At 36.1% G+C, this 12,557-nt stretch carries 11 protein-coding genes; all 11 read left to right on the top strand.

Features of this window, described 5'->3' with window-relative positions; genetic code table 11:
* Positions 1 to 2: 2 nt before the first annotated feature.
* The 11 genes from AB1797_01930 (at position 3) to AB1797_01880 (ending at position 12,527) form a co-directional block, all read left to right on the top strand.
* Positions 3 to 860 (top strand): HepT-like ribonuclease domain-containing protein, encoded by an 858-nt coding sequence (locus AB1797_01930; GenBank protein ID MEW5766373.1) that lies wholly within the window; start codon positions 3 to 5, stop codon positions 858 to 860.
* Positions 861 to 1,126: 266 nt separating this feature from the next.
* A complete protein-coding gene (locus tag AB1797_01925; protein ID MEW5766372.1) occupies positions 1,127 to 1,441 on the top strand; it encodes a nucleotidyltransferase domain-containing protein in 315 nt (104 codons plus the stop codon).
* Entirely contained in the window at positions 1,434 to 1,697 is a 264-nt protein-coding gene (locus tag AB1797_01920; protein MEW5766371.1) for a HEPN domain-containing protein, read from the top strand. The genes AB1797_01925 and AB1797_01920 overlap by 8 nt, the downstream gene beginning before the upstream one ends.
* A gap of 390 nt (positions 1,698 to 2,087) precedes the next feature.
* The gene (locus tag AB1797_01915) at positions 2,088 to 2,366 is read left to right on the top strand and encodes a hypothetical protein (GenBank protein MEW5766370.1); all 279 of its coding nucleotides are present in this window, start codon (positions 2,088 to 2,090) and stop codon (positions 2,364 to 2,366) included.
* Positions 2,367 to 2,705 (top strand): type II toxin-antitoxin system HicA family toxin, encoded by a 339-nt coding sequence (locus AB1797_01910; protein MEW5766369.1) that lies wholly within the window; start codon positions 2,367 to 2,369, stop codon positions 2,703 to 2,705. It abuts the gene before it with no gap.
* A 341-nt stretch (positions 2,706 to 3,046) separates the two neighbouring features.
* On the top strand, positions 3,047 to 3,232 hold the full coding sequence (locus AB1797_01905) for a nucleotidyltransferase domain-containing protein (protein MEW5766368.1): 186 nt from the start codon (positions 3,047 to 3,049) through the stop codon (positions 3,230 to 3,232).
* Positions 3,233 to 3,354: 122 nt separating this feature from the next.
* Positions 3,355 to 5,139: a radical SAM protein gene (locus AB1797_01900; protein ID MEW5766367.1), complete on the top strand. Its 1,785-nt coding sequence runs from the start codon at positions 3,355 to 3,357 to the stop codon at positions 5,137 to 5,139.
* A 73-nt stretch (positions 5,140 to 5,212) separates the two neighbouring features.
* Positions 5,213 to 6,988 (top strand): tetratricopeptide repeat protein, encoded by a 1,776-nt coding sequence (locus AB1797_01895; GenBank protein ID MEW5766366.1) that lies wholly within the window; start codon positions 5,213 to 5,215, stop codon positions 6,986 to 6,988.
* Between the two features lie 35 nt (positions 6,989 to 7,023).
* Positions 7,024 to 7,869, top strand: a complete 846-nt coding sequence (locus tag AB1797_01890) for an SDR family oxidoreductase (protein MEW5766365.1) — start codon at positions 7,024 to 7,026, stop codon at positions 7,867 to 7,869.
* Between the two features lie 5 nt (positions 7,870 to 7,874).
* Positions 7,875 to 9,770, top strand: a complete 1,896-nt coding sequence (locus tag AB1797_01885) for a radical SAM protein (protein ID MEW5766364.1) — start codon at positions 7,875 to 7,877, stop codon at positions 9,768 to 9,770.
* The gene (locus tag AB1797_01880) at positions 9,771 to 12,527 is read left to right on the top strand and encodes a hypothetical protein (protein ID MEW5766363.1); all 2,757 of its coding nucleotides are present in this window, start codon (positions 9,771 to 9,773) and stop codon (positions 12,525 to 12,527) included. It abuts the gene before it with no gap.
* The last annotated feature ends 30 nt before the right edge of the window (positions 12,528 to 12,557 follow it).

The raw sequence follows: 12,557 nt of genomic DNA, 5'->3' as shown, positions 1-12,557 counted from the left end.
TAATGAAAGGCGTAGAGGAGGTTATGAAAAAAAGAGGGCCAATGGAGCCTCTTTTTAATCAAAACCGGATAGAATTAGCCTTTCTCTTTGGTTCCATCTTAGAAACTGAGGAGGCTAAGGATATCGATATCGCTGTCCTTTTTAGTAAGTATGATTTCGATAAATATATCAACACTTATGAGGACCTGTGTCGAATCTTAAAAACAAGGCAGATAGACCTGGTAGTGCTTAACCGGTCGAATCCGGCTATTAAGATGGAATCTTTGCTGAAGGGAAGAATACTTTACTCAAATAACGAGAAAACCTGGAGCAAGTTTAGCGTCAATACCTGTTTCGAATATGAAGAATACCAGAAGTTTAAAAGGGAATACCTGGAAAATCTTAGACTTAGCATAAAGGAGGGCTTATCTGTGTCCCATAGAGAATTAAACGAAGAAAGATTACACACTTACCTTTCTCAACTTAGAGAAGCAATGAAGAAGCTTAAAAAACTATCTGGTAGATTTTCCTCTTTTAGTGAATTTGAGGCTATGGAAGAGACAAGGGATCTCTGTATTCATTATCTCCGGATAGCGCTTGAATCAGTGCTTGATGTTTGCCGGCATTTTTTAGCCGTAACAGGTGTGAGCTTGACAGATTATAACTCTACTAACCTGATAAAGCTATCTGGAGAGAAGGGGCTTTTGCCATACTCATTTGCCAATAAGATAAAAGGTATGGCCGGGATGAGAAATGCTATTGTGCATGTTTATTGGAACTTAGATTACCAGGTTATCTATAAAGCCATAACCGAAAATTTAGCTGATCTTGATGAGTTTGCCAAAAGGGTGGAAGAATTTCTTGAGAGGGAATCATCATGACAGAAGCGGTCATTAACTCTAAGCAAACGGCTTGTCATGGCCTTAAAAGAAGAATATCGCTATCTTGGGGCCTCAGACTCGAGTGGGAAGGATACTAATCACTCGATGATCAAGTTTTTGAAGTCCCAAAAAGAAGGGAAACGACGTAAGTATCTGATTCCCCTTGATTTCAATCTGCTACCCTTCTTCTTTTTGAGTCCAATGTAAGCCCAATGAAATCAAGGGATTATAAAAAAACTTGAACATTAAAAATCAGGAGACAAGATATGGACGATAAGGTTATTGCCTTATTCTTAGAGAGAATTCAGGATTTTAGAGATGAGATTGATACTATATATCTCTTTGGATCACAGGTAAGGGGAACTGCCAGGCCCAATTCAGACTACGATTTATTGATAGTAATTCCTCAAAAAGATAGAAGATTGAAGGATAAACTTTATGATGTGGTTGTTGATATCTTATGCGAAACGGGAACGGATATTTCACTTAAGATCCTAAAAAGGGAAGACTTTGATTATTTATCGCAGATTCCCACTCCATTTATGGAGAATATCTTGAGAGAAGGTATAAAGATTGAATAAAGAGATTATGGTAGGATATCTCAATACTGCAAGGAGTAAGATTGAGGCGGCTAAGATTCTATTGGACCACTGTAAGTATGATGATGCAGTCTCTCGAGCATATTACGCTGTCTTCCATTGTGCCCAGGCATTACTTCTTAGTATTGGAGTTAAGGCCGAGAGCCATTCAGGAGTAAGACAGTTATTCGGCTTATATTTTATTTATACTTTTGCACTTTTTGTCATTCCTGCGCAAGCAGGAATCCAGAAGCCTTGATATTACTGGATTCCCGCTTTCGCGGGAATGACGAGAGGTTATTGTAAAGTATTTGTATTTCAAGTAGTTACAAAAAAGTGCAAAAGTATAGATTTATATAAAGATTGCAAAATTCAGACCAAAAGTATTCTCCCGGATTGAAGATGTAAGTTTGGAATCAGCAATCTCGGGTTGATCCAAGAGGTGGCCGAAAGTAAAGATAGAATACAATCCTGCATCTATTTTATTATTATTAAGGCCTGACCCTTGACCCTTTAAAGCTTTAAAGTTATTAGATGGAAGGACTGTATTTTTTATTGACATTTTGGTCAATGGATGACCCCATATTATTTTCGTAAAATTCTGTGGTTAGATTTCTTAAAATCCCGATGAAGAAGGAGGTGTTTTGCCTTGAAAGAACTAAAGATTACTATGGAATTCTGGAGGGAAGGTGAATTGTATGTAATTCACTGTCCAGAACTTGATATGATAGCCCAAGGATATTCTTTAGAAGAAGCAAAGAAAAACCTCTTTGAGGTTATAGAGATTCAATTTGAAGAAATGGAGGAAATGGGTACACTTAATGAGTTTTTAGAAGAGAGAGGTTTTAGGATTATAGATGACATATTAACCTCTCAAAGAGAAATTATAGGTTTCGATAAGTCGTTTGTTAAATTGGAGTGTGTTTAGATGCAACGAATGATTCCTACTAATTGGGAAACTCAAGTAAAAGTGTTTGAAAGATTTGGGTGTATTTTTAAAAGACAAAAGGGATCTCATCTAATCTTTCGATTTTCTGGCGCAAAAAGACCAGTGGTAATTCCAAAACATAAAGAAGTCAGTGTTTCTATAATCAAGGCTAACATGAAAACTGTTGCTATGACTCAAGAAAAATATTTTGAGTTGATTAATGAAATTCAAAAAAGGAAATCGACACTAATTGTACGAGGTGTAAAGAGTGGTATATACCGATTGCCTGAAACCACAAGATTAATCAACAGGGACTTTAAGAGACATAAAGAGACCTAAAAATAATCAAAATATACTCTTGTAATGTCTCGTATAAGTCTCGTTCAAATCACTGTTAAATATTCTTATTCATGACTAAAAAATTTACTTTATCTTTTTCTTAAAAATGAGGTATAATTCTGAAAAAATGAAAGTATCTTCAATTTGGACTCATTAAAGATATTAGCAAAAGAAGATATTATATCAAGTTTTTGAAGTCCCAAAAAGAAGGGAAACGACGTAAGTATCTGATTTCCCTTGATTTTAATCTGCTACCCTTCTTCTTTTTTGAGTCCAATGTAAGCCCAATGAAATCAAGGGATTATAAAAAAACTTGAACATCGAAAATCAGGAGACAAGATATGGACGATAAGGTTATTGCCTTATTCTTAGAGAGAATTCAGGATTTTAGAGATGAGATTGATACTATATATCTCTTTGGATCACAGGTAAGGGGAACTGCCAGGCCCAATTCAGACTACGATTTATTGATAGTAATTCCTCAAAAAGATAGAAGATTGAAGGATAAACTTTATCTCGACAGTTAAAAGTTCTTCGTAAGTCATTGGTATTGTTGGTGTTTGTAAACCGAGCCACCTTTAGAGGTAAATGTCCTATTCTAAATGGGTTAGGCTTGAAAACCCGTGATAACTTTTAACTGTCAAGAATTATGATGAACAGGATAAATTTAATCCCGTCAATCCTGTTCATCCCGTCAAAAATAGAACTGAATAGTTACAATAGACCTAAAAAAGGAGAAGTAATGAAGGTTGTAGCCTATATCTTTGTTGGTTTTGTGGGTGGATTTGGGAACCCTTGCCAAAATTTTATCTGGGAAGACCTGAAAGGAAAGCCTGTCCTTTTGCATATAATAGATAGACTGAAGATAGGCAGGAAGATAACTGATATCATTCCTTATACACATCTTTGGAAAGAAGGAGAAGAGGATAAAAAGGCACTGGAGCTTGCAGAAAGGTATGGGTTAAAGTTATATTTTATAAAGACTGATAGATGGGAAAGTATGCTTGAGTTTCAAAAAAATATAGGAATTGAAGACAATGATATTCTATTTATTCCAATTAATTCGCCCTTAATTGATCCGGAAATTGTAGATTTTTTGGTAGAAAAAATTAAATCATTAGAAATTGATTATATGTGGACAGAAGGCTTTCCAGAAGGGATAGGAACAGAGCTATGGAAAGCGGATATTTGGCATAAATTTTGCGAAATTGATCCAAAAGGAATATTCTTGAGAATTACTGGGGGACATCACTCATTTGCAAAAACATCAACTTTATTCAAGAAATATTGTGTAAAAGCTGAGAATATTTGGAATAAACTAGATCTTAATCTATCAATTGATTCATCAAAGCAACTAAGTTTAATGAGAAAAATTTATGATAGGTTCTATAAAGAGGGAGAGATAGTTGATACAAAAGAGGTTTTAAGAACTTATGAAGAAGAACCAGAATTCTTCGAGGTTTTACATCGTGATCAGATTGAGATTGAATTGACTAATGACTGTAATCTAAATTGTATTATATGCCCTCGAACTTCAAAGATGACACGGGAAACTGGCTATATGGATTTTGATCTTTTTAAAAAGATAATAGACGAAACATCTGCTTCAAGTGTACATTTTTCAGGTCTTGGAGAACCTCTACTTCATCCAAATGTTTTGGAGATGTTTGCTTATGCTAAAGATAAAGGGCTTGAAGTTGGCCTCTGGACGAATGGACTAAATTTAGATGAAAAATTTTCAAGGGATATTATTGAGAAAGGACTTCTGGACTATATAATTTTAGGTTTAGATGCAGCAACAAAAGAGACTTATGCTAAGATAAAAGGAGTTGATTTATTTGATAAGGCAGTATATAATATTACAAAATTTTTGGAGCTAAAGAGAGAGCTTTTAAAAGATGCTCCCAGGGTTTATGGGACAAGAAAGCCGTTAGTTGGTATTCAAATTGTTAAAATGAAAGAGAATGAGGCTGAGATTGAACAATTTATGGAAAGATGGGATTTTCAAGAGAAAGCCAAAAAGATGATTAATTACCGAAACGGGGTACAACAGAAGGATTCACGGGTAAATGTTGAGTTATGGGAAACCCTTTATGAGAAATTCTTACCAGTTGAATATGCTATCATTGGACATTTCAATAACTTCTGTGGTCAGATAGAGGATAGAAGTGTCGTAGATGTTACCCCCTTAAAGAGATTTCCCTGCAAGCAACTGAAAGCAGGCCTTTCTGTGTTATGGAACGGAGATGCAGTCCATTGCCGCCAGGACTTTAATGGAGAGTATAGCTTTGGAAATCTTAAAGGTCAAGCATTGGAGGAAATCATAGAAAGTAAGAGATTAAAAGGCATCTGTCAGATACACAAGAATAAGAACTATAAGAGATTACCACTTTGTGCTAATTGCAAAGAGTGGTATTATAATATTTATGCTTAACCTCATATTAAACTTGGATGCTTACTCTCTTTGTTTTTTGGCATTTGAGCAAATACTGATTTTGAGGTGTTGAATGGATATTGAGGTCAAACTAAATCAGTTCGCTGATTTTATACAGGTAATGATTTTAAGGAGACTTGCTCAATCTGTGGCAAGGCAAAGTTGCAAGTTTCTTGAAATAGGGAGTTGGTGTGGTGATTCGACGATTATATTGGCGAAAGTTGCTAAAGAAGTAGGTGGGCAGGTGTTTTGCATAGATTGGTGGAAAGGTAATCGAGGGACTGAATTGGAGGATATAGCAAAGAAGGTGGATATATTTTCAGTTTTTTGGAGTCGGATATATAATGAAGGTCTTGAAGATGTGGTTATCCCTATCAGAACACGGTCTGATATTGCTTCTAAGATTTTGAAAGAGAAAATGTTCGACCTGATCTATATTGATGGAGACCATAGATATGAGGCGGTATTAAAAGATATTCAGGAGTATCTCTCTTTAGTTCGTCCTAATGGAATACTATGTGGGCATGACTGTGAAGGAAGTATCTTTGATTTTGATAAAGGAATTTTAGAACAATATAAAGATATTGATTGCTACGGCGGTGTTCACTGTGGAGTTGTTCTTGCTGTGGGTTCTATATTTAAGGATTATTCAATTGATAATGGTGTTTGGAGTGTCCAACTCACTAAAAAAGGTAAATGGAAACCAACTAATTTAATATATCCGGATATTTCAAAAATAATAGAAGAAGCACTATCCTTTCAGCTATTAGATAAGCATATGAAGAAACACATTCTACTCACTGTGGGAGATATTTACCTTCAGCAGCGGAGATATTCTGAAGCCAAGGAGAGATACGAAGAAGCCCTTGCTTTAGAACCATCAGACAAGAATACAAAGGTAAATGTTCTAATTCACCTTGCAAACCTCTACTTCCAGCAAGGCAAATTCCCCGAGGCAGAAGAGAAACTCAAAGAGACCCTCTTTCTTGAACCCCCAGACAGAAACACAAGAGCAAGCATCTTGTTCGGTCTTGGAAATATCTATTCTCTTCAGCAAAGATACAAAGATGCCGAAGAGGAATATAAAAGGGCATTATCCTTAGAGCCACCAGATAAGAATCTAAGGTGTGGTATTCTAATCCAGCTCGCAAACCTCTACTCCCAACAAGGCAAATTCAATGAAGCAGAAGAAGAGTTGAAGAAGGCTTTAGCTTTAGAACCAACTCACAGGAACACCAAGGCAAACATCTTAATCAGTCTGGGGAATATTTACTCCCTTCAACAAAGATACAAGGATGCCGAAGAAGAATATAAAAAGGCATTATCCTTAGAGCCACCAGATAAGAATCTAAGATGTGGTATTCTAATCCAGCTCGCAAACCTCTACTCCCAACAAGGCAAATTCAATGAAGCAGAAGAAGAGTTGAAGAAGGCTTTGGCTTTAGAACCACCTGACAGGAACACCAAGGCAAACATCTTAATTGCTCTTGGAAACCTCTACTCCCAACAACAAAAGCATAAAGAGGCAGAGGAAAGACTCAAAGAGGCTATCTCCTTAAAACCATCTGACAAGAACGTAGTAATTTCAATCTATTATACCCTCGGCTCAAATTATGAGAGAGAAGGAGAATTAGAAAAAGCAAAAGAGAAATTTGAAGAAACAATAAATTTTGCAAAAGAAATCCCTTCTTTTGCAAATAGAAATAGATTTATAGGTGGTGCCCATTTCCATTTAGGAAGTATTTATCGAAAACAGAAGAAAGAAGAACTGGCGAAACAACACTTTGAAGAATGCCTCAGGTTTATTCCAAACCATAAAAAGGCAAAAGAGAATTTGGAGAGGTTCTAATATAAAGATGCTTGATATGGAGGAGGTTTTTGGAGATGAAAACACAAGTGAGTCAAGATGTTAATCCTGTAAAATGGTATGAACATCTTTATGGACTTACACTAGAACGATGGAATTCATTCCATGGGAAAAATTTTTGGATTACTGGTGCAGGAACAGGTTATGGTCGTTGTATAGCTTGTGCTTTGGCTGCAGCTGGAGCTCAGGTTTTTTTGACAGGCAGGCGTATTGAAAAATTACAGGAAACTATTGAAGAAATAGCATCTTTTAGTATCACTACAGAAAGCTGCCATATAGTAAAGTGCGATGTTACCAACTATGATGATATCCTAAGGGCTTGCGATAAAGTAAAAAGCCTATGCAGTAGTTTAAATGGTTTGGTACACTGCGCTGCTATACCCAGCAAGCCTGGTAGCCTTAATCCACTTCAAGAAGATTCTTTAGAATATTGGAATAAGATAATGGCAACAAATGTTACTGCACCATGGTTATCAACCAAAACAATCTTCCCGTATATGCTTAATAGCGGGAGTATTAGGGTTTTGTTTTTAACTTCTGGGGCTGGTTGGGCATCCACATCTGGTGTAGGGATGTATAATGTATCAAAAGCAGCCCTAAACAGCCTTTGTCACTCAATGGCACAAGAATATGCTCATAGTTTTCCAGGAAAAGATATTCAGATGAATGCGTTAGATCCCGGTGAGGCAAGAACAGAGATGAATCAAGGTCCAACCCAAAGTCCTTATGCAGTTTGTAGCATGGTGCTCATCCTATTATCTCATCCAAAAGGAGGGCCAAACGGCTACTTTTTTCATCGTGATGGACGGCATCTGCAATTTTGCTATACAGAACCCTATTATAAACTACTTATTGTGAGGTAAGTAAAATGTCTGAAAAAATATCTACTGTTTTTACCATCTATCCAATTGAGATTCCTGAGATTAAATTTCTTCCTGACCAGGATTTTATACTTCTCCAACTACCTATGAGATATATGCCAATGATGCCAAATGGATTAGGTTATGTACATAATATTTTAAAAAGAACAAGAATTCGTTTCCAGACAGTAGATTTGAATATTATTTTTTATCATCTTTATCACTCTAAAAGAATACTCAATAGATTAGAGAAAATAGTTACACCAAGTGGATATGTTATGAAAGATGACCCATGGGATAATACTAACTGTGATGAATGGAATAAATTAGAGGTTATTGAACATTTTCGACCAGAAATTAAAAAGATTGTTAATAGTTTAATAAAAGCACATCCTAAAATTATTGGTCTTTCGTTGAATGGGACTAATCTTTCAATTTCACGAGAGGTTGTCAATGAAATTCGCAAGACGATGCCAGAGGTTATCGTTATAGTTGGAGGTTATGATTGTGTATACCCCAAGGTTGGGCCAAAGAAATTTTCAGAATTTGACTACATGATTATTAATGAAGCAGAAATGACTCTTAGCCCACTTGTAAAGGCACTACTTGTTGGAGAGAAACCAAAAAACCTGCCGGGAATTATTTCTCGATATGATTCTCCAGACAGAGTTTGGGAAAGTGCCCCGTTATTTCAAGACCTTGATTCAATTGATTTTCCACGATATGAGTGGACTGAAATTAATCTATACCATACCTACGATAGTAAGTATTTAGTACCTATTGTAGCAAACCGTGGTTGTCGCTGGTCAAAATGCCGCTTCTGTTGTGAATGCTTTCATTGGCGTAAAAGAGATCCCAAAAAAGTTGTCGATGAAATTGAGTGGTTTGCGGAACAAAGATTCACGAGCTTCCATTTTAACGAGAGTGATTTCAACTGTGACCAGGATACTACTTTTGAGTTATGCAATGAAATCATTAGACGTAAGCTAAAAATTTCTTTTGCTGCTGCAGGATTTCGTATTGACAGACGTAATACCAGAGAATTTTTTGACCATCTCCATGCTGCTGGTTTTACTTCCTTGCAATTAGGGGTTGATGGTTGGACAAACCATACACTTCGCTTGCAAAGAAAAGGGTATACAATGGAAATAGTGGAGCAAAATCTTCGTGATTGTTACGAAGCCGGGATTTTCGTGTCTGTGAACATAGTAATAGGTGTTCCTGGAGAAACAGAAGAAGATGTTGAGGAGAGTATTGATAATATGCTTAAAAACAAAGAGTATATTGATGTTGTAGGAACTATTGAACCACTTATATTGGGACATGGTAGTGAGTATTACAAAAATCCACAACTTTACAACATTCGTTTTAAAGATAAAAAGCAGGATATTTATGAAAAATATCCAGATGCTATTCCCTCTGAACTTTGGTATAGTGTTGACCCATATATTGATCATGAAGTAAGAATTGATCGATTGAAAAGAATTACTCTCGCGTTATGGAATGGTGGTATATATATTGGAGCTTATGCAAAACAGAGTATCGAAAGGAAGATCAAAAAAGCGATTGCCTTAGAACCAGAGTTAGAAAAGGCACTTTCCTTAGAGCCAGAGAATAGAAGAATAATAGTTTTAAATCACTATAGCTTTGGTTCAAATTATGAGAGAGAAGGAGAATTAGAAAAAGCAAAAGAGAAATTTGAAGAAACAATAAATTTTGCAAAAGAAATCCCTTCTTTTGCAAATAGAAATAGATTTATAGGTGGTGCCCATTTCCATTTAGGAAGTATTTATCAAAAAATGGGAGATGAAGAAAAGGCAAAACATCACTTTGAAGAGTGCCTTAGATTTATCCCAGATCACAGAAAGGCAAAGGAGAATTTGACGAATAGGGAAAGAAGTTAAATGTTCAATTTTAAGTTAGAGTATCGAACAACATACCAAGATATTTTAGATTATTATAAATCCTTTGAGGAGGCCTTCTTGGATGGAAATTACACATTTGTAGCCACCTTTGCCAAGGATGACCTGGAACTACAGGGTTGTGCCCTCATTATGTTGGGAAACTTTCCTAAGGGGTTGGAGCTTTTAGATGAAGAGAGAGTGAATACCCCAAGGGCTCAACTTCATCGTGCCTTTGCTCATTGGTGCATGGGAAGAAAGGAAGAAGGGATTATCCTTTTGGAGGAGTTAATTCAAAAAGGTAATGCAACTCTTCTTTGTCGTAAATTTCTTAATTTGCTTAGAAAAGAAAGAATTAATTTGTTAATAATGAATGCTGAGTTTGACATTCCTAAGTTCTTATTCAGGGATCAGTTCAACATTAAGACCATTGGCTATTCTCCAACCGATGATTTTTACATCGATTTTGATTTCGATGGAAAGATGCTGCCTTCTCTTTTACAGTGTAAGCACTTTGAACCTGACTTCTTTTTTGTTTATCGGCCAGAGTATGTTCCAATATTTGCCAATATGGAAAAACTTCCCTTTGAAAAAATCGCATTTACCACAGACTTTGATCTGCATATCTATCAGAAATATCATGATTTCACCAAATTTGACAAATTAGTGGTTTATTCAAGTATAGAACATTTTGAAGTCGTGAGAATATTCAACAAAAGAACCTTTACTTTTATTTTCTCAACTATACCCATTCACTTCTTTCCTAAAGGAATGAGAAGAAACTCAAAGATATATGATCTTATTGTTACAGGTTCCACCTTTATTCCTCTTTTCAAAGATAAAGCAAAACTCATTGCTCAACTTGGGACTTCAAACCAGAAATACAGAATTCTGTTGGTAGATGGCCATATTACTTTTGTGGACTACCTTGAACTTATTTCAACTGCCAAAATATGCCCTACTTTTGTCCGTTTTGAGGGGACTTTTCCTACAAGAGGTCTGGAGGCTTTGGCGGCTGGCTCTCTAATCTTACACTATGATAGTGGAGTTATGGAACTTTTTTTTGATAAGCAAAAGGATATCTTTCCCTATAGTGATGATATTACAAAGGCATTTGAAACAGCAATTAACCGTTTTGATGAGGTGAAGAATGCTGAGTCAGATCATTTGAATTTATTTGAAAAAAATAGATCAATAGAGAGGTTTTTTAAGTTCTGTTCTTTTATCTCCTTACTTCCTAATAATCCCAAACAAGGTGATGCCCTTCCTCAAGTGCATACTAAAGCAGTGGGGTATTGTCATGACTCCATTAGACTACATTCTACTCCGAAGGAGAGGATGGAGGACCTCAAAAAAATAGGCCGGGTAAATAAGGAGAAAAAAGAGACTTATCATACCTTAAATAATTCAGCCATTCACTACATTTATCAATACCAACTTGTTCTCAAATATCCTTCCATGTTTGCTGGTGAATATAAATATTTAGTTGAGGAGGCCCTAAGAACTTTCTATCAGGCGATTGAGCGTTATAGAGAAAAGATGGTTCTATGGTTTAACATGGCCAGGACACAGTATCATTTTAATGATCAAGAAAAGGCAAAGGAGGCTTTTTTATTTCTTATTGAAGATGGAGATAAGCTGGAACTCGATGAAGTAAACGATGATATTATGTCTCCTCTTTTCTTCTTTGGTGACTATTTCCCTTATCGAGACTATGTGGATCAAATAATGTTAGCTTTATTAAGGCGTAAGAGTACCGTCTCACCCAAATCAATCATTATGAGTGGAGCTGCCTTCTACCTTGCAAAGATATTATTTGCTGAACAGAATCTGCCCAAAGCCATTGATTATGCTAACCAATCATTAATTTATTTTCCCTCGAATATGTATAGCAAAATGCTTCTGGTAGAAGTGTTGGGTAAGTGGGAGGAAAAACAACCAGATGATTACCAAAAGATGATTCAACTTTTTGAAGAGGCGGTAAATGAATATCCAAGATTGATTCATCCAAATATCATTTTTTATGTGGAAGCGCTTCAAGCCTTAGGAGAGGAAGAAAAATCTATCGAGGCTCTCAGGAATTGGTTTCTTCTCTTTAAACGGACTAGAGAACAATTCGAGGTATGGCCCATTGACAGAGATTTTGTTAAAAGGATGCTGAAATTTAACAATTACCTTCCTTCTGAAGCAAAAGAGCTATTTTTTAAAATAAATCAATTGTTCGAAGGGAAGGAAATCTATCAATTCACCCCTTTTGAAATGGAAGTTATAACAAGGGTATTCAAAGAAGAAGGTAAGTTAGTTGAATTGTGCCAGATTCTAAGCGAAGATAACGCTCTCTTTAGCAATCCAGGATTCTTATATTGCTTAGGGGACTTTTACGCAGAGATAAGGGATTATCAAAATGCTTCCAAAGTATACGCCAAATTATTGAGATTGAAAGAAATAGATACTTTTTTAGTGAGCCTTACCAGAGTTTACAATTTCGCAAGTGCAGTTGAAAGTCAAGGTTTTTTAATGGAAGCGAAGCAGATATTTGAGGCTTTTACAGGTTTGACTTATACCGAGAGAACTGATCTCATAGGAGGTACTCATTTCCATCTTGGTTGCATTCACCAAAGGATGATAGAAAACGAAAAGGCAAAGCAGCACTTTGAGGAATGCCTCAGGCTTATTCCAGAACATAAAAAGGCAAAGGAGAATTTGGAGAGCCTTAGTGAGAATAGCCATCAGGATGCTTCGGTTCAAGCAGAGAGATGAAGCGCCCCTTTCAGAGATTCTATCTGAGTT

Source organism: bacterium, from assembly GCA_040753085.1.
Classification (GTDB): domain Bacteria; phylum UBA9089; class JASEGY01; order JASEGY01; family JASEGY01; genus JASEGY01.
This window is presented reverse-complemented; position numbering and strand designations above follow the sequence as displayed.